At 39.8% G+C, this 20,356-nt stretch carries 14 protein-coding genes; 6 read left to right on the forward strand and 8 right to left on the reverse strand.

What is annotated here, in order from left to right:
* Nucleotides 1-289: 289 nt before the first annotated feature.
* Both msrA and DTA23_RS06860 read right to left on the reverse strand, forming a co-directional pair.
* Nucleotides 290-757, reverse strand: coding sequence for a peptide-methionine (S)-S-oxide reductase MsrA (gene msrA / locus DTA23_RS06855; RefSeq protein WP_256603004.1), 468 nt, complete (start codon nt 755-757; stop codon nt 290-292).
* A gap of 151 nt (nt 758-908) precedes the next feature.
* A complete protein-coding gene (locus tag DTA23_RS06860) occupies nt 909-1,940 on the reverse strand; it encodes a glycosylasparaginase (protein ID WP_070567228.1) in 1,032 nt (343 codons plus the stop codon).
* A gap of 420 nt (nt 1,941-2,360) precedes the next feature.
* On the opposite strand from DTA23_RS06860, the gene DTA23_RS06865 reads away from it, so the two are divergent.
* The 4 genes from DTA23_RS06865 (at nt 2,361) to DTA23_RS06880 (ending at nt 9,466) form a co-directional block, all read left to right on the forward strand.
* Nucleotides 2,361-3,587 (forward strand): C40 family peptidase, encoded by a 1,227-nt coding sequence (locus DTA23_RS06865; protein WP_112374222.1) that lies wholly within the window; start codon nt 2,361-2,363, stop codon nt 3,585-3,587.
* A gap of 8 nt (nt 3,588-3,595) precedes the next feature.
* Nucleotides 3,596-4,651, forward strand: a complete 1,056-nt coding sequence (locus tag DTA23_RS06870) for a dipeptide epimerase (protein ID WP_112374223.1) — start codon at nt 3,596-3,598, stop codon at nt 4,649-4,651.
* A 122-nt stretch (nt 4,652-4,773) separates the two neighbouring features.
* Nucleotides 4,774-7,980, forward strand: coding sequence for a SusC/RagA family TonB-linked outer membrane protein (locus DTA23_RS06875; RefSeq protein WP_112374224.1), 3,207 nt, complete (start codon nt 4,774-4,776; stop codon nt 7,978-7,980).
* Between the two features lie 16 nt (nt 7,981-7,996).
* The gene (locus DTA23_RS06880) at nt 7,997-9,466 is read left to right on the forward strand and encodes a RagB/SusD family nutrient uptake outer membrane protein (RefSeq protein WP_112374225.1); all 1,470 of its coding nucleotides are present in this window, start codon (nt 7,997-7,999) and stop codon (nt 9,464-9,466) included.
* A 58-nt stretch (nt 9,467-9,524) separates the two neighbouring features.
* Here DTA23_RS06880 and DTA23_RS06885 read toward each other — a convergent pair whose 3' ends face one another.
* The 6 genes from DTA23_RS06885 to alaS form a co-directional block, all read right to left on the reverse strand.
* Nucleotides 9,525-10,943, reverse strand: coding sequence for a M14 family zinc carboxypeptidase (locus DTA23_RS06885; RefSeq protein ID WP_112374226.1), 1,419 nt, complete (start codon nt 10,941-10,943; stop codon nt 9,525-9,527).
* Between the two features lies 1 nt (nt 10,944).
* Nucleotides 10,945-12,000, reverse strand: a complete 1,056-nt coding sequence (locus tag DTA23_RS06890; protein ID WP_070567237.1) for a S66 peptidase family protein — start codon at nt 11,998-12,000, stop codon at nt 10,945-10,947.
* A 9-nt stretch (nt 12,001-12,009) separates the two neighbouring features.
* Nucleotides 12,010-13,347, reverse strand: a complete 1,338-nt coding sequence (locus DTA23_RS06895) for a dihydroorotase (RefSeq protein ID WP_070567239.1) — start codon at nt 13,345-13,347, stop codon at nt 12,010-12,012.
* A 238-nt stretch (nt 13,348-13,585) separates the two neighbouring features.
* Nucleotides 13,586-14,281, reverse strand: coding sequence for a response regulator transcription factor (locus DTA23_RS06900; protein ID WP_046672195.1), 696 nt, complete (start codon nt 14,279-14,281; stop codon nt 13,586-13,588).
* 103 nt (nt 14,282-14,384) lie between these two features.
* Nucleotides 14,385-15,482: a TlpA family protein disulfide reductase gene (locus tag DTA23_RS06905; RefSeq protein ID WP_070567241.1), complete on the reverse strand. Its 1,098-nt coding sequence runs from the start codon at nt 15,480-15,482 to the stop codon at nt 14,385-14,387.
* A gap of 168 nt (nt 15,483-15,650) precedes the next feature.
* On the reverse strand, nt 15,651-18,266 hold the full coding sequence (gene alaS / locus DTA23_RS06910) for an alanine--tRNA ligase (protein ID WP_112374227.1): 2,616 nt from the start codon (nt 18,264-18,266) through the stop codon (nt 15,651-15,653).
* A 422-nt stretch (nt 18,267-18,688) separates the two neighbouring features.
* Between alaS and DTA23_RS06915 the strand changes: the two genes are divergently transcribed.
* Together DTA23_RS06915 and DTA23_RS06920 are read left to right on the forward strand one after the other, a co-directional pair.
* On the forward strand, nt 18,689-19,537 hold the full coding sequence (locus tag DTA23_RS06915; RefSeq protein ID WP_112374228.1) for a universal stress protein: 849 nt from the start codon (nt 18,689-18,691) through the stop codon (nt 19,535-19,537).
* Nucleotides 19,538-19,547: 10 nt separating this feature from the next.
* Entirely contained in the window at nt 19,548-20,354 is an 807-nt protein-coding gene (locus DTA23_RS06920; RefSeq protein ID WP_256603010.1) for a universal stress protein, read from the forward strand.
* Nucleotides 20,355-20,356: the final 2 nt, after the last annotated feature.

Raw genomic sequence — 20,356 nt, forward strand, 5'->3', positions numbered from 1 at the left:
CAGTTGATAGTACGACGACAGAAGTTGACAGTTCCGTGAACGAAAAAGAGGTCGAGTCAACCGAAAAAAATGACGACATCAAATTGGAGATCACCAATCCAAATGATATTCAAATCGATGATAAAGGACAGATGGAAATGTTCTAACTCATATTAAATACACAAAAAAAGCTCGAATAAATATTCGAGCTTTTTTTTGGGATACAACACCTTAAATATTGTCTTTTTAAAAATATTGTCTTTTTAAGCTTTAAATTCTTTTAGGAATTTTTGAAGTTTTGGAGCAATGACTACTGAACAAATGGATTTTCAGGATGATCATTGAAATAATTATGATGATAATCTTCTGCCAACCAAAATGTAGACGCAGGTTCTACCGCTGTGACAATAGGGTCCTCGTAAACATCCTCATTTTCCAATTCATCGATAAAATTCTGTGCTAAGATCTCCTGTTCTTCATTATGATAAAAAACAACTGATCGATACTGCGTACCCACATCGTTACCTTGACGGTTTAATGTTGTCGGGTTATGGGTCTTAAAGAAGATTTTCAAGAGATCTTCGTAATTCACCAGCTCTTCGTCATATTCTAACTCGACAACCTCAACATGATCAGTTGTCCCCGTACAGACCTGCTCATAAGTCGGCTTATCTACATGTCCCCCCATATAACCAGGTAATACCGATGTTACCCCTTCAGTGTTTTGGAAAATAACTTCTGTACACCAAAAACATCCTCCTCCAAATGTTGCTTTCATACTTTTATAACCTTGCGTATTTTACTCTTACTTTTATAAACCTATAGCCGATGCATCAGCTGCGGCTATAAGTTTAGACAAATATAATGATTAATCGGCAATGATATACCTTGCTATCATCGCTCCTCGAACCCGTAAGCCCCTATTTTTACTATTTATAGTAGTGCTTTCCTTTAATCAATAAATCTTGTTGTTTACTGTCACAAACCGCATAGGAAAAACCTTGTTGTAGCGCATAGGCACCATATTCCCCTTTTTTATTAATTGCTAAGAATCCAACTTGGATTTCCTTTGCAATTGCAGGCTTCTTCTTAACGATACGCATAACAGCTTCCTTACAGGCATCTTCGGGAGAATAACCCTGACGCATCAATTCGACTACCAAAAAACTACCTACATTTCGGATAACTTCTTCACCAACTCCGGTCGAAGTAGCACCCCCAACTTCATTATCGACATAAAGTCCGGCTCCAATAATAGGGCTATCTCCTACCCGACCATGCATCTTGAAAGCCATACCACTCGTGGTGCAGGCTCCAGAAATATTTCCATTGGCATCCAACGCCAACATACCGATCGTATCGTGGTTGTATTGATTTCCCGGCAAACGTTCTGCGGCAAAAGATTGGTTTTCAATATTGGCTACAGGTTTGTATTTTTTCTCTTTCAACCATTCCTTCCAGGCCTTTTCACCTTCCGGGGTCAGTAGATTTTCTTCCTTAAAACCATTTTCTAACGCAAATTGCAATGCGCCTTCGCCTACTAGCATGACATGGGGTGTTTTTTCCATAACCAGCCGTGCTACAGATATTGGATGTCCAATTTTTTCCATTCCGGCAACAGCACCGCAGTTACCATCCGCATCCATGATACAAGCATCAAGTGTGACGTGACCGTCGCGATCGGGATAACCACCTTTACCCACTGTCATATTCTTGAGATCAGCCTCGGGTACACGCACACCTTGTTCTACCGCATCCAATGCCTTGCCTCCTTTGGACAATATTTCCCAAGCGGCTTTATTTGCTGCGATCCCAAAGTCCCAAGTTGAAATTACAATAGGGTATTTTTTAACACTGCCTTTTGCTGCAATCGTCAATCCTTTCGCATCAAATGCGGTTAATGTCCCCATTGTCGTCGCAGCAATCAAACCTTGCCGAATAAAATCACGTCTTGAACTCATTTCCTTATTACTACTTTATAAAACTATCGCTATTTATTAATCCGGCAAAAAACAATCATTAAAACTGCTTTCAGTCTACCGAATACAAGAAATTTTCATCATTGACTGTACAAGAGCATCACTTTCTTTTCTAGCATATTACACTATCTTGCATCAGATCTCCCCCAAACCTACTTCGTCAATATCCGCTGTAAAATGTTATGCTACATTTTTACAGCTTCGCCGTAAACGGAAGAAGAATGTTGCCGTCACAATCAATAAGCAATATTACAAAATGGTTTTAGCAAATAGATGATTTAATTAAAATTAAACCTAAAAATTCGTTTTTTAGCAACATAACATCAAAATCACTTAAAAATCGACAATAAAAATTGACTTATATTATGAATTAATCCTATCTTTAGAAACAAACTAATTCGCATGAAAAACACTCTTAAATTCGCTATTTTAGCTTATGCAAGCCTTATAGGGGTTGAAAGCAGTCAGGCGCAGCAGCTAGATTCCACGACTTATTTCACGATCAAAGAGTTGCAAGAAAACGTAAAACGTGAATTTGCTCCCGATAAAAGAACCAAGATCGTGGCCATCCAGAAAGCGGATATAGCACAGAACCAATATGTGCTCGAAACAACTGAAAAAGATGCTAAATTCGTTTTAGAGCAAAAGGCAAAAGATATATCAGCCAATATTCAAGTACAGCTCTTGCCCGATGCAAGTGTAGGCGAAAAAACGACTGGAGTAATCAGGCTCTCCGTCGCAAATATGCGCACATTTCCAGATAATGCTGCCGAGCTGACTAGCCAGGTTTTATTAGGAACGCAAGTTGACCTTCTTCAAAAAAAGAGCGGTGACTACCGTGTCCGTACACCCGACGGCTATATCGCATGGGTTCCTAGTTCGTCTATTGAAGCCATGGACAAAACCATGCTGGCCAATTGGCGACAAGCGGAAAAAGTGATTTATACAGCTGAATTTGGAAAATCATATTCTGAACCCAATGAAAAAAGCCAGCGGGTATCTGATCTCGTTTATGGTGACATCCTTCAATTGAAAGGACAGAAAGGCAATTTTTATGAAATTGCCTATCCGGATGGACGTTTAGGTTATATTAAAAAATCAGAAAGTCTAACCTTAAAAAATTGGTTTGAAACACGCCAACCTACGGCGGAAAATATTATTGCCAGTGCAAAAACAATGTTGGGTCTACCCTATTTATGGGGTGGGACATCAGTAAAAGGCGTAGATTGCAGCGGTTTTACTAAAACAAGTTTCTTTATGAACGGCTTCGTAATTCCGCGAGATGCATCGCAACAAGTACTTGCAGGTGAAAAAATCGACATTTTAGATCAAGAAGGGCATTTCGACCCTGAGAAAGCACTTAAAAATCTGAAACCGGCAGACTTATTATTCTTTGCGGCAGGCAAAAATAGCAATCCTAATGCGCGTGTAACACACGTTGCACTCTATATCGGCAACGGAACCTTTATTCATGCTGCAGGCTTGGTACGGATCAACAGCATGCTAAAGGATGCGGCTAACTATGATGATTTTCAAACCCGAACTGTGGTTGCTGCACGCCGTTACCTCGGAGTTCACGATAGCGCAATACAGAAAGTCGTTGAAAACAATTACTACAACAATAAATAAACATAGCGATGAGCAATCAATCTGAATGGATTAGTAAAGATTTTGGGGCCTTTAAATTAAGGTTTCGGCCTTACACGCTAACTTTGCGCCATGTCTTTACAGTAGCTTCCTTTAGCCGAAGCACAACACCGGTTGTATTGACCGAATTAGAGTATGATGGCGTTATCGGTTATGGCGAAGCGAGTATGCCACCCTATCTTGGCGAGTCACAAGATAGCGTGATTTCGTTTTTGAATCAAATTGATCTCACAGGTTTTAACTCACCTTTTCAAACCGAAGAGATTCTGCATTATATTGATCAGCTTGCTTCGAAAAACACGGCTGCAAAAGCGTCCATTGATATTGCCCTACATGATATCCTTGGTAAAATTATGAACCAGCCCTATTATAAGATCTGGGGATTAAATCCTGACCTTATCCCACCGACGTCCTACACCATCGGAATCGATACAGAAGAAATGATCCGCCAAAAAGTTGCCGAGGCTGATCAGTTTAAAATTTTAAAGGTGAAGCTGGGGCTCGACACCGACAAAATGATTATTGATACCATCCGTCAGGTTACCGATCGACCATTATGCGCCGATGTGAACCAGGGTTGGAAAACACGTGAAGAAGCCTTGGAGATGGCGTATTGGCTTGCAGAAAGAAATGTTTCTTTCTTAGAACAGCCTATGCCTAAAGAGCAGATCGATGATAATGCTTGGTTGACAGAACATAGCCCAATTCCCACAATCGCCGACGAAGGATGCCAACGATTGGTCGATGTGCCGGGTTTAAAGGGGGTTTATTCGGGTATTAACATTAAACTGATGAAATGCACGGGCATGCGCGAAGCGAAGCGAATGGCAGAACTTGCTCGTTCTTTGGAAATGAAAGTTATGATCGGCTGTATGACAGAAACTTCTTGCGCCATCAGTGCAGCGGCACAACTTGCACCATTAACAGACTGGGCAGATCTAGACGGTGCTTTATTAATTGCAAATGATATATACGACGGCATGACCGTGGTAAATGGCAATTGCCTTCTCCCCGACCGTCCGGGAATTGGAATTGTAAGAAAATAACCCTATATTCAGTGCAATGTTTTTTTCTTAAAGAAAAGATTGCACTGAATTGCTATCGCAAGTTTGACCAACACTCGACAGCACCAAAATATTAACAACTAAATTAATCAATTCACACTTTTATGAAACAACATGTGCTCACAACGTTGTGTCTCATAGCCTGTAGTTCGATGCAGTCTTTATATGCACAACAGATCCAAATTGCTGGTAAAATAACAGACAGCAACGGAAAACCAATTAGCGGAGTTACGATTAATGTAAAAGGCGCTAATCAAGGGACATCCACAAACGAAAATGGCCTGTTTACCCTAAACGCAAACGCCAATGCAACATTGAGTATATCTGCCGTAGGTTATAGCTCACAAGAAGTACAGGTCAATGGCCGCAAAACTATCGGTATTTCACTTAACAGTGATGAAAAAGCTTTGGACGAAGTCATTGTCATTGCTTATGGAACGGCTAAAAAAAGCACCTATACCGGTTCGGCGGCACAAATAAAATCAGATGCTATTGATAAACAACCTGTCACCTCTTTTGAAAAAGCACTTACCGGTCGTGTCGCGGGTCTACAAATGTCAAATGGATCGGGGCAAGCGGGGGCTACTTCGGCGATTCGTATTCGAGGCATAGGCTCCATGAACGCATCGAATGAGCCATTATATGTTATTGACGGTGTTCCAGTTATTTCGGGAAGTGTCGGACAAATGGGAGATTACATTGTTAATACAAACAACGTCATGAGCACATTAAATCCGAGTGATATAGAATCAATCTCTGTGCTTAAGGACGCCGCTGCCTCTTCTCTTTATGGATCCCGAGCCGCAAATGGCGTCATCATCATCACCACCAAAAGGGGTAAAAATGGAGATCCAAAGATCAATGTCAAGTCTTCTATTGGCATTAGCCCTTCCTGGGCAACAAAAAATAATGAACCTGCTTCCGTACAGGATCAAATCAACATGCTTTATAGCGTTTTATATGATTCTAGAATAGCAGCTGGTCAAACCGCTGAACAGGCGAATAAAAATACTTTATTCCGCTTAAATTCCTTGGACTGGAATCCAAATTCGGCAAATTATGGTAAGCCAACTTCTTCTTATGGTTTTGGTATTCATGGTTATCAATTTAGTACGGATGGGACCACCCAATGGGAGAACGTACATATTTCAGGAAAAACTGATGGTGTCGTGAATAGAGATGGTCAATATTATGACTGGAACAATGCTTTATTCAGAACGGGAATATTCAACAGTAACGATATTTCGGTAAGTGGAGCAACTGAAAAAACCAATTATTATGCTTCCTTAGGCTATACGCAGGACAAAAGTAGGGTGATCGAGAATAATTTTGACAGAATTAATGGGCGGATTAATTTGACGCAAACAATTGGAAAATATCTTGAATTTGGATCAAATGTCAACTACGCCAACAACAAGCTTATTGGAATGAATGACACCCGAAATACAGGAACAAATTACCTGTATCAAACCAGTAATTTATTATGGCAGATGTATTGGCCAACGGATTATAAAACTGGTAAGGAATATACGGCTCGCTACGGTAGTCTTGCATACAATCCTTTATACTATAATAAAGAATGGGAAAACTCTTCGAAAACGAGCAAATTATCAGCTATAGAATCTCTATCATTGAAGTTATTGCCTGAACTTACCTTGAAGACTATTTTCTCCTATGACAGAACAGAGGTCAAAGATCATATTTACTATAGTGCGAAACATTATAACGGAATGGCAGATAATGGCCGTGTTACCGAGGTTTCTACGTCCATTGAGAAATTGGTATCATCCACAACCGCCAATTACAACAAAAGCTTCGGCTTACATCATATCGGGTTGTTAGCAGGCTTCGAGGCTGAAAAAAATACAACGGATTTTATCCGTGCCACGGGGAAAGATCTACCATCCTCTTCCCTTCATACGGTCGCCACTGCAGGTATATTGGATGCATCGGCTTATTCTTGGGGCAATAATATGATGTCTGTACTATCGCGGGCCGAGTACAATTATGATGAACGCTATTTTGCATCAGCATCCTTTAGAAGGGACGGTTCATCACGCTTAGCACCAGGTCCTCGTTGGGGTAATTTTTGGTCTTTAGCCGGCTCCTGGAATCTGGCAAAAGAATCTTTTATTAAAGGGATTGAGGAAATCAACAACCTCAGAATCAGAGGTTCATATGGCGTAAATGGAACATTACCTACCGACCTTTTTGCCTGGAGAAATCTGACAAGCTATTCCAACAAATACATGACGCAGCCAGGAGGTGGTCTAAATAATCTAGGCAATCCGGACGTCGCTTGGGAGAAAAATTACTCCACAAACGTCGCATTAGAATTTGGCCTGTTCCGCAACAAACTATTTGGTACTATTGAATATTTTAACAGAGACTCGAAGGACCTACTACAGAACGTTCCAATCTCCACAATAACTGGTTTCGGCTCCATACTGCGAAATGTTGGTGAAATGAACAATAAAGGGATCGAGATTGAATTAGGTTCAGATATCGTTAAAAACGAAAATTGGAAATGGACATTAAGCGCAAATGCCGCAATCATCGGATCCAAAATTACAAAATTATATGGTGGACGGGATATCGTTTGGTTCGATCCCACAGGGGGAGACGATAGAGCCCGATTTATTTACCGTGAAGGAGAGTCATCCTTATCATTCTTTGGCTTGGAATGGGCAGGTACCGATCAAACCAATGGCAAAAATGTCTGGTATACAAATGATGGCACTAATGGCGACTTTATATTTAATGGAAAGGCGGCAAGTTATGACTACAAAAAAGCGAAACAAACCATCATCGGAAATGCAAATCCTAAGTTATACGGAGGTATAAACTCTGATGTTGACTATAAAAACTTTTCACTAGGATTTAATTTCGCTTATAAAATAGGCGGTAAACTTTATGACGCTACATCCAAAGATGTTGCCGACGATGGCTATTATTGGGAGCGAATTCATGCGGCTTATTTTACGGAAAACAGCTGGTCACCATCAAATACCGGAGGATCTTACCCAATGGTAACGGGAAGAGATCTGGAAGATGTTAACCAAATCAGTAGCAGGCAGCTATTTGACGCATCCTATCTTAGATTAAAAAACATTTCGTTGAGCTATAGATTACCAAATGAGTTTTTAAAGCGGGCCGGCATTTCCAATGCAAGAGTATTTTTCAATGGAAGCAATTTGTTGACTGTTTCGAAATATAAGTATATGGATCCGGAAGTCAACCAGTTTGGTACGCGCGGTTGGGAAACACCATTGGCAAAAACATACACTTTTGGTGTCGAATTTAGTTTTTAATAAAAAAAACAGTATTATGAAAAAGCTTTTTATTGCCTCGTGCATAACAATATCATTAGCAATCAGCTCTTGTAGCAACTTTCTGGATGTCACACCGACTAATATGGGTGACTCTAATTCCTCTATCCAAACTGCTGCCGACGCAAAAGTTATCATCAATGGGTTAATGAGTAAAATGGCAAACGTCGCCTACTACGGACGAAATTTCCCACTCTATGCTGATGCTAAAGGAGGAGACTTTACGATAGCATCTCAGGGTCGCGGTTATGATTATCTTTATGTTTTTAATCATTCAGCCTCTTCTAATCCTTACTCAGGTATCTGGACACAAGGATTTCATGCACTTGTGCAGATTAATAATCTTTTGACGAATATCGATAAACTAGTCGCTGCCGGTTCAACCGAAAATTTTAATACCTACAAAGGACAAGCATTGACCGCAAGAGCCCTCATCAATTTTGATCTTGTGAGGCTATATGGAAAACCCTACAATATGGATAAATCTTCCCTTGGTATTCCTAATGTGACAAAAGTCCTCGAATATAGTACGCAGGAAAAACGCATTTCTGTCGAAGAAAACTACAAACAAATTGTACAGGATCTAAAGGATGCGGAAAACATTTTGCCAAAATCTAAATCGGATGGATATTTTAACTTTTTCGCCAATAAAGCACTGCAAGCTCGTGTGTATCTCTATATGAATGATTATGATAATTCGTTAAAATCAGCGCAGGAGGTCATAGACTCCAAAGTCTACACATTGTATAGCAATGAAAATTGGGTAAAATCCTGGACAGGTATGTTTGGAACTGAATCTATTCTAGAATTGGGTGTTTATCCGAATGAAGCTGATGCAGGGACTAGTTCACTGGGTGCGATGTTCCGCAGAAAAGGACATGGCAGTACAGCCATATTGGGAAACTTTATAGCCGCAGATCCATTCTTGGCCAAACTTAAGAAAGACGAGACAGATGTCAGATGGGGTGTTATGGCGTATGATGAAGTCGGCACCACCCATTTAGGAGCGGTTTATAAATATAGCGGTAGCACCACGCTTGCCGGTGATAAAAATTCAACAGCAAATAGTACCGCTGTCAATATTAAGGTCATCCGTTTGTCCGAAGTATATCTTATCGCTGCTGAAGCTGCTCTACTAAAATCATCTCCTGACAAGGTCCTTGCAGCAAATTACCTGAATGCAATACGCCAACGTTCTCCAAAATTAGATGTCGCGACCTCAGGCACGATTACTTTAGATATGATTGCCGATGAGAGAAGCAAAGAGCTCCTTGGAGAAGGTCATCGCTTCTTTGATATGATGCGCTGGAACAAATCGATAACTTTTGATGATGATTTAGGAAATATAAGCACAACAAATAGACAAAAAACGATCGATAGAACCTTCTTTAAAACCATTCTTCCTATTTCACTGGATGAGATGAATGCAAACCCAGCTATAGCAAATCAACAGAATACCGGCTACTAGTAGTCTCAAAAAAGAAAAAAGGTCACAGCCTATGCTGTGACCTTTTTTCTTTTTTGAGCTATATTAAGCATTCCTGACTTATCTGATTTTTATACTGCTGTTGCCTTGGTTTTTTCAAATCGACCACCCAACCATTAACTACGGCGTAAATGATCTTACCTTCTTTCCGAAGGAAAAAATCCGCCTGAGCTCCGAGAGCTAATTGTTGTGAAAATTCTATAGCTTTTTTAGTTAATACACGAATTGGAAGGTTATGCAAAACTTCTCCCGGGATCACATTTTCAATCATAACAGCGGCATAGCCTTTTTCAAGTAATCCCATCACGATGGCATCATCTAAATCTGCCAACGAAGCAAATGGCTCCATATACATCTTGGCTGGGCCAAACTCCATTCCTGTAACATCAATATCTACATAACCATAAAAATCTTGCAGATCGCCAATATCTTCAACAATACCCTCTACGTAATAGTCTGATCCAATTGTCTTTTCATTCTGCCGGATGGCAACATCGACAAGCAATGTTTTTCCACTCCGCTCAATGGTCAAATTTCTCAGCAACACATCATGGAGCTTTTCATCATTGAAGGGAATTGCATCGTAATCGGTAATCGAATACTGTTTAAAGGATTGGTCAGCAATTTCCTCAAATGCTTTAAACAAAGCCACGAAATTACATTTTCGGACCAGCATTTTTTCGATATCACCAACATAAGCTCCTGATTCAATTAAAATCGTCCTGGCGCCCCATTTTTGAAAATTATCACCGAAACCGCGCGGTGTATGCTCATCGTCATATTTTGCCACTGCATTTGGAACAAATTCCTGAAGGATCTTGTTTATTCCGACAATCACCCGCATCGCATCTCCCCGAGTTTTATTGATACTCCGCGCATAGTCATAAGCAGGCGCCAATAAGGAAATTGTCACTGGCGTATTTGTTCCGGGAATGTTGTAGTAATTGTTTTGGTTATGCAGGTTAAAAGCAAAATCAGGTTTTAGCAACATGGCTTGCGACTTCAATAAGGCTCCTTCCACTGTTGCTGCTGCCCTTGCATCTCTGTTCATATCCACATCCATGGCTGTCCTACGCTGAAACCTTTCGGTTCCATCAGGATTTAGCATCGGAATAAAATATAAAGTCATTTTTGATGCGATGTCATCTCTAAAGGCATCAAAACCATCATTTTTCCCGTTGAAAAAATTAAATAGATCAAACAGGGCCATTGTCGCCGTAGGTTCATCACCATGCATTTGTGACCATAAAAGTATCTTGATTGGCCCTTGTCCGTATTGTAGTCGAAAGATCAAACGATCTTCAGTGGACTTCCCAATTTCCGCTACAGTGAAACGTCCATAGCTCCTGATATTTTCTAATAACGGTAAAATATCAGCATGTTTAAATCTTCTATGCATCAAAGCCTTTTCTTCATATAAAGAAAAGGCTTTGATGAAATCAACTTTTACTAATTTCATATTAATCTTTTAATGCAGGCTCCATTAAAGCAATCGTTCCTTGCGAAGCATCTACACGGACTTTTGCTCCTACGGGCAAAATAAACTGTTCGGCAATATGCCCAACGACAGCCCCTGTATACGCCGGAATTTTCAAAGGTTTGATATAATCATTGAACAGTTGGTCAAGTGTTACGGATCCATAGCCAGCAGATGGTTTGCAATTGGTGCACTTGCCAAAAATAAAGCCCTTAATTACGCCTAATATACCCGCATTTTTCAATTGACAGAACATCCGATCTACCCGTTCCATATCTTCGTCTACCTCTTCAATAAAAAGAATTTTATCTTTAAAGTCCGGCAGATAAGGTGAACCACATAATCCGGTCAATACGGTCATATTCCCACCCAACAATATTCCTTCTGCTATGCCAGGATGAATCGTTGCTATTCGGTCTTTGGTCTGTACAATGGTATCCCCCTTCAACTTGGGATTCTCAAATATCGCTGGCTGATTGGCAACAAACTGGGCTTTAAAAGCCTCTGCAAGTTTTTGGGTCCATGTACTGATACCTACTGCGCCATGAAATGTAACAAGTCCTGTTTTTGTATACAGGGCCAAAAGAAGCGCTGTTATATCTGAATAACCCAATAGAATTTTGGGATTATTGAAAATCAGTTTATAATCTAGCCGATCTAAAAGGCGCGAAGTACCCGATCCACCCCTGATACAGACAATCGCTTTGACAGTCTTATCTGCAAACATATCGTGTATGTCGGCAATACGCTCCTGATCTGTACCGGCCAAATTACCGTAGCGACTGCGAATATGTTTACCTTCTTTTACTCTAAAACCCAGTGTCTCGAATATTTCACGCGCAATGCTAATGGACTCTTCCTCATCCAATACACCTGCAGGTGTAATTAAACCTATGGTATCCCCCAATTTTAACCTCGTTGCAAGCAAAGCCGCTTGGCCGTACAATTCATTTTTGTCTCCGGTTGGCAATCCCATTCCCAGTACAGGAATAGACAACATGCTTAAAGCAACCGATTTTAGAAAGGCTCTTTTTTCCATTGTTAAATACTATCGGTTGAACAACAGACGTTCACCAGCACCTTTCTCAATAAGTCGCCCATTGGAGAAAGCAAGTTTACCTGATACGAAAGTATGTTCAATCGTTGAACTAAATGTGTGTCCCTCAAATGGTGACCAGCCACATTTTGACAGGATATTTGCTTTCGAAACCGTATAAGGTTTATTCAGATCGACCAACACAAGGTCGGCCCAATATCCCTCACGAATGTAACCTCTATCTTCGATTTGGAACAATGTAGCCGTATTGTGTGCAGATTTTTGCACCAATTGTTCCAGGGTCATTTTTCCCGCTTTGACCATATCCAACAAGGCTTGCAATGCATGCTGTACAAGAGGTCCTCCGCTTGGCGCTGAAGCATAGGGCTGCGATTTTTCCTCCATTGTATGCGGAGCATGATCTGTCGCTATCACATCGATATGCCCATCTAATAAAGCTTTTAGAATTTGGTCGCGATCATTGGCTGTTTTTACAGCTGGATTCCATTTGATAAAATTACCTTTTGAAGCATAATCCTGATCAGAAAACCAAAGGTGATGGATACAAGCTTCAGCCGTTATTTTTTTATCCTTTAATGGAATATCATGACTAAATAATGCAATTTCTTTGGCTGTTGATATATGAAGGATATGCAAGCGTGTATTATGCTTTTTTGCCAATTCGACAGCTTTCGACGAGGATAAATAGCAGGCTTCCTCAGAACGAATCAATGGATGCATCTCAATTTTCAATCCATCCTCACCATATTTTTCCTTAAATAGGGCCAGATTTGCCTTTATCGTCGCCTCGTCTTCACAATGCGTAGCCACCAAGGTCGGAGCATTCGCAAAGATCCCTTCCAACGCTTTTTCATTATCCACCAACATATTCCCTGTAGATGACCCCATAAAAACTTTGATACCACAGACATCTCTTGGATTAGTTTTAAGCACCTCCTCAAGATTATCATTAGCCGCCCCCATAAAGAATGAGTAATTGGCCAATGCATTTTTTGCTGCAATATCATATTTATCTTGAAGCAACTGCTGAGTCAACGTATTCGGGACAGTATTAGGCATTTCCATGAAGGAGGTTGTCCCACCAGCAACTGCGGCGCGGCTCTCATGCCATATATCCGCTTTATAAGTTAACCCGGGTTCTCTAAAATGAACCTGGTCATCGATAAGTCCCGGTAGCAAGTGTAGCCCCTCAGCATTTATCTCCTGATCAGCAGGATGATTAATTTCCTGAGCAATCATTTCGATTCGACCATTGCTGATATATACGTCAGCAACCTCAACTTTACCTTCATTGACTAGTTGTGCAGATTTTATAAGAATAGATGACATGTTGAAATTTTTACTTTGCTTTAGGTCAAAAGTAAAGATTTGTTGCGGTGATATCAAGTCATCTCGAGAAAGAGTTCCCTATAACGATGGCAATTCCTTCACTAAATCCGCTCCTTTCTCTTATGTTAAATTGGAAACATCTGCCCCAGATTTGTCCAGATTTGGCGCAAGGCGAATCGTATAGAATCTATACTGCGGAAAGTTAATCAATAAAAAAAGAGGCCAAAGCCTCTTTTTTTTATTCTTTATCAAATTTGTATCCCACTCCTTTTACAGTGGTTACATAATCGTCTCCTATCTTTTCACGCAGCTTGCGGATGTGAACGTCAATTGTACGGTTAGTCACAACAACAGAATCTTCCCAGATGCTCTTTAAGATCTGTTCACGCGTAAACACCTTATTCGGTTTTGAAGCCAACAAATATAATAGCTCAAACTCTTTCTTTGCAAGAACGATCTTTTGTTCCCCTTTGTAGACTAAGAAAGAATCTCGATCAATAACCAAATCGGCAATTTCAATTTTATCCTGAACGGCAGCATCTGACTCTTCGGAAGCATTTCTTCTTAAGATAGCATTGATGCGACTCATTAGCGCACGCGGTTTGATCGGCTTTGCAATATAGTCGTCTGCACCGACATGAAATCCTGCGATCTCCGAATACTCTTCGCTTCTAGCAGTCAAAAACACCATAAATGTACTTTTGAATTCAGGCATTGCGCGCATGATGCGACAAGCTTCAATTCCGTCCATCTTTGGCATCATCACATCCAAAATGATGAGGTCCGGATTTACTTGTTTAGCAACGTTGATTGCCTCTTCCCCATTTTGCGCTGTAGAGACCTGATAACCTTCACGATTTAAGTTGAATGCAATTAAATCCAAGATATCTTTTTCGTCATCAACAATTAAAATCTTTTGTTTCGAAGAACTCATTTGTCTTATTTTTTTTGCTAAATTATAAACAAAATGATAACAATCAGTTAATCTAATGTTACCAAATTATTAAGTAATATAATATTTAACAATAACAGATTGATTATTTAATTGTTTTCTTCAAAAATGCCTCCAGCTCCTCGCCGCGCAGGTTCTTTGCTATAATAATGCCGTTCGGATCGAGAATATAAGAGGTAGGCAAGGCTTTCACACGGTAATCAATCACAACTGGTGAGCTCCAAGCTTTCAAATCTGATACATGTGTCCAGGTTAACTTGTCATCTTCGATAGCACGCATCCATGAGCCAGGATTATCATCAAATGAAACGGAGAGTATATCAAAGCCTTTAGCGTGGTAAGTATTGTACAACCTAACGAGATTGGGGTTCTCCTGGCGACAAGGCATACACCATGAAGCCCAGAAATCAACCAAGGTATATTTTCCTTTAAAACTCGACAATTTTACCTCTTTGTTGGAAGGCGTAAATGAAGTCAGTTCGGGAGCAGGTTGTCCAATAGCCATTTTTTTTAGCTTTTGGGTCTCCTCCTTAAACTGTGTCACATATCTGTTCTCCGTAAATTCATTCTTTATTTTCTCTGCATAGGTAATGATTTCATTTTCGGCGACTTCGGGATCTAAGGTAGAGATCGCATAAAAACCAGCAAGATCATTGTGTTTATTAGCGAAATCGACGGCTTTTTTTGTATATGTACGCAATTCTTCCGCAAACTTTGATTTATATTCAGCACGAATCTTTTCGATCTCAGCTGCTGTTGAATTGGCTGTCAGCTTAGAAAACACCGTCTGTAAGGAGTCCTGTAAATAATCGCGATAATTTCGCTCTTTGGCAAAAGGCTGTATCGTCTTTGACAATTCAGACCCATCCACTTGATAATCATTTACATCTTTATGAAGATCTGTCTTAAATGTGATCGTCTCCCCCGGAGAAGCAATCAAATCGTACCGATTTTTACCTACACGCAAGGACAACAGTCTGGATTGGCTAGCAGGTCGTACGAACTGAAATTTGTTATTATCGCCAAAAAACATTGAATCTAGCTTGGTATCACCTTCATACAATGAAATAACTTTGATATTGCCAGGATTTTCGACATTTCCAGCGATGGTAAATTGCTCTTTATTTTGGCAACCCATCATCAAACCAACGATCCCTACTGCTAAAAAAACTGCCTTTTTCATCCGTTTATTTTTATTTGTTAAGTACCTATTCCCAATTACGCAAATGGCTTTGCTCTGTTTGATTCACGCTACATGTCACAGCTTTAAGAATCGTGAAAACTATCCGATTTATTCGGATCTCCCAAGGAAGGCGCCGAATAAATCCGATGGCTTGGTATTGTATAAAATTTATTTCAAGAAATCTATTGCTCGCTCAATTGCAACCTTTAATCCAGCAGGGTTCTTACCTCCAGCTGTTGCGAAAAATGGTTGACCACCTCCGCCGCCTTGGATATCCTTAGCCAAATCACGAACAATATGACTTGCGTTCAACCCTTTTTCTTTGGCCAATTCATCTGATATGACGACGGTCAAACTCGGTTTACCTTCAAACTCAGCACCAATGACCAAAAACAAGTTGTTAACAGCTCCCTTTACCGCATACGCCAAAGTTTTTACAGCTTCGGCATTGGGCAGATCAACAATTGTGGACAAGAAATTTATAGATCCAACTTGTTGAATCTTCGCTTCCAGATCTGACTTCAATGCCAAGGATTTTTCTGTAATGCTCTTCTCGACTTCTTTCTTCAAAGCGCCATTTTCGTCGATGATTTTACCTAATGCAGAAACGAAATCCTTTGGATTATTCATAAGCTCTTTCAGGTGATGCACCAATTCGAAATGCTCACGGATAACTGAAGCTGAACGAGTGCCGGTAATTGCTTCAATACGACGTACACCGGCTGCAACAGCAGATTCAGAAACAATTTTGAAAAACCCGATTTGACCAGTTGCTTTGACATGCGTACCACCACACAATTCTTTAGAATATTGATCTTCAAAAGTGATCACACGAACAAAATCGCCATACTTTTCACCAAATAGTGCTGTTACACCAGAATCTAATGCCTGTTGATAAGGGACATTACGTTCCTCTTTCAACGGAATATTTTCACGAATTTTAGCATTGACAATATCTTCAACTTGTTTAATCTCTTCGTCAGTCATTTTCGCAAAATGAGAGATGTCAAAGCGTAAAATATCGGCGTTGACCAATGATCCCTTTTGATTCACATGGCTTCCTAGCACCTGTTTTAGCGCAGCATGTAATAAATGGGTCGCCGAGTGATTGTTTTCAGTATCGATTCTTTTGGATTTATCGACCTGAGCAACAAATGTTCCTTTCAATTCTAATGGCAATTTGTTTGTAAAATGTACAAATAGACCATTTTCCTTTTTTGTATCCGTGATATAAATCTTCTCGCCCGTTTCCTCGGAAACCAATTCTCCAGAGTCACCAACCTGGCCACCACCCTCAGCATAAAAAGGACTGACAGAAAGCACCAATTGGAATTGTTCTTTATTTTTTGCTACAACCTTACGGTATTTAATAACCTCTGTAACGGCAGTTAATGTGTCGTAGCCTACGAATTCAAATCCCTCATCATCATTTACCACAACCCAATCACCTGTATCTATAGCAGTGGCAGCACGAGAACGATCCTTTTGAATTTGAAGTGCTTGGTTGAAACCTTCCATATCAACCGTTAACCCTTTCTCCCGGGCCAATAATTCAGTTAAGTCGATCGGAAATCCGTAAGTATCATAAAGCTCGAAAGCAAAATCTCCATTAATTACGCTGTGGTCCTCTACATAATTTTCAAATCGTTGGACCCCCGTAGACAATGTTCTTAGGAAAGAAACTTCTTCCTCTAAGATTACCTTCTGTACAAAATCCTGCTGTTGAATCAGTTCGTCGAATACACCGGCAAACTGTGATGCCAAGACAGGGACGAGTTCATTAATAAAAGGAGTCTTAAAACCTAAAAATGTATAAGCATAACGCACCGCGCGACGTAAAATACGACGGATCACATAACCAGCTTTATTGTTAGATGGCAATTGACCATCGGCAATTGCAAAACTAACCGCACGAATGTGATCAGACACTACACGCATAGCAATATCAGACTTTTCATCTATACCGTATTTTATGCCTGATTTCCCAGAAATAAAATCAATGGTAGGTGTAAATACATCCGTATCATAATTAGATGTCTTTCCCTGGATGCATCGCACCAGACGCTCAAAGCCCATTCCCGTATCAACATGTTTAGCTGGGAGCGACTGAAGTGAACCATCTTTCAAGCGATTAAACTGCATAAAAACAAGATTCCAGATCTCAATTACCTGAGGGTGGTCGGCATTGACCAAACTCTGTCCTGAAGTTTGTGTACGCTCTTCTGCACTGCGCATATCGAAATGAATTTCGGAACAAGGCCCACAAGGCCCAGTCTCTCCCATTTCCCAGAAATTATCTTTTTTGTTACCAAGGAGAATTCTATCTTCGTCAATCCATTCCTTCCAGAAATCGAAAGCTTCCATATCACGTTCTAAACCTTCTTTTGCATCCCCTTCGAAAATGGTTACATATAAACGATCTTTGTCTAACTTATATACTTCTGTCAACAGCTCCCAGGCCCAAGCAATAGCTTCTTTCTTAAAGTAATCACCAAAGCTCCAATTTCCTAACATCTCAAACAATGTATGGTGGTAGGTATCAATCCCTACTTCTTCCAAATCATTGTGTTTGCCGGAAACGCGCAAACAGCGTTGTGTATCGGCAACACGCGGAAATTTGATGGGTGCTTCACCAAGAAACAAATCTTTGAATTGATTCATCCCCGCATTGGTAAACATTAATGTAGGGTCATTTTTTACAACTACTGGTGCTGAAGGTACTATCTGATGCCCTTTGCTTTTAAAAAAGTCCAAAAAGGCTTGACGAATTTCTCTACTTGTCATTTAATTATCTAAAAATATGTGCAAACTTACTCAAAATTGGTAGGTTATGCAATGTAGAATTCCATATATTGACCTTGAAACGACCGTTTTCTCTAAACGAGAAAAACTCCAATATTGACTTTTCAAACAAAAAAATCAGGAGATAACATACAGACAGTTAGAGCACAGGTATTTTATAGGTGACAAAAATCACAAACTGACATTAAATACAACATTTTAAAAGCGTTATTCGTTATTCATATTTGTCTAAAGCTCGTCAAATTCAACATGTAAAACAACAAAAACTATTTGACTTAAGGTCATCCACAATTACATTTGTTTTATTACATTTGATAGTAAAATAGGGAATCTAGTACACTTTCGCGCACATTCCCTAAAGGCAAAATAAATAAGATTAGATTTTGTAGATTAAATTCCTTCTAATGAAAAAAAACATTCTACTACCGATAGATTTTTCGGCTCATTCTAATAATGCTGTAGATTACGCAGTGGACCTTGCCCTCGAAAAGGGGTATTCACTTCATCTTTACCACAATTATACTTCAGCTTCTGCAGTATTTGAGGAGGAAAACAGCCGTAATGAGGCTGATTCTCCAACATTCAAAGCTGATATCCTTATTAAAAATCTGGCAGAATCAATAAAATTAAAACATCCTACGCTTGAAATAACAACACAATGTGAGCGCGGTATGATTACAGAAACACTACCCGAGCTCGCCACTCCTAATCGATTTGATTTTGTCATCATGGGAACTAAAGGCATCACCAATGACGACAGCCAGCTAATTGGCAGCACAACCTATGTTATTAGCAAAAAAGCCAAAATACCTGTCTTGGCCATTCCAACTGAAGCATCCTTTACTCCTATTGACAAAGTTGGCTTACTGTCTAATTTTAAAGAAGAAGAGGTACAAACCGTACAGGATTTTGTCAACATTATCGGCAAGGATTTTGAATTAAAATTGATGCATGTTCACTACGATCATTCCTCAGAAAACAGAATCGAAGACAAGCTTGAAGTATGGAAATATAAGATCAAAAAATATATCGGTGTGACCAATATTGCTATCGAAGTCGATTCAATACAGGGTGATATTGAGGACCTCGATACCGTTCCGGAAGTCATTAATGAGATGATCCATGAGGAAAAGATCAAAATATTATTGGTGACACGATCGAGAAAATCGTTCTTTGAACGTGTCTTCACGCGTTCAGTTGCAAAAGCACTATTTAGTCATCCGTTAGTTCCAATATTTTTCACTAAAGCATAACCTTATAGCCATGTCTAAACTATTAATACCTGTAGATTATTCCGAAAACGCACGAGTTGCCGCATTTTATGCCGCTCAAATCGCAGTGACAACAAACGATGAGATTACACTCTTTCATTCGTTCACTTCACATATCAACAAATTTGCAAATGCGAAGCATTTAGTAGACCCTACCGAGGGAGAAGCCCGCCATCAGATGGAAAAACTTGTAGCTGAACTTCTACAGGAATATCCTTCGCTTAAAATTTCTACCTTATTTGCTAACGGTATTTTAGCGGAAACACTGGATAAACAAGAGATAAAAGAGGTCTATCAAACGGTGATTATGGGTACAAAAGGCGTGACTGGACTTGAATCTGTATTGATTGGAAGCAATACATATGATGTCATTAAAGAGTCGAAGATCCCTGTTTTAGCCATCCCGAAAAACGCGATAAAATTCAAAAATGATAACATTGCGTTATTGACAAATTTCAAACCCGGTGAACTTGAGGTCCTCAAACAAGCCATACCATTGTACGGAAAAAACTTCCACTTACAGCTTATCCATATCAATAAAAACGAACTAGAAATCAACATATTAGGTAAAAAACTTGAAAATTGGATTGAACAGATCATTGCTGAAACCGGTATCGAGGATATTTCCTATATTATCAAGTCGCCAAGTTATTTTGCGGGTTCCCGAGAGAATATTGCAAACGGTATTCATACCATTATCCGGGATGAAGATGTCGATGTTATTTTGATTACAAAAAGCAGGAAAACTTTTTTTCAAAACATTTTTACTGAAAATATTGTTAAGCATCTGGCTTTTTGAAA

It is taken from the genome of Sphingobacterium multivorum (assembly GCF_900457465.1).
Lineage (GTDB): Bacteria > Bacteroidota > Bacteroidia > Sphingobacteriales > Sphingobacteriaceae > Sphingobacterium > Sphingobacterium multivorum.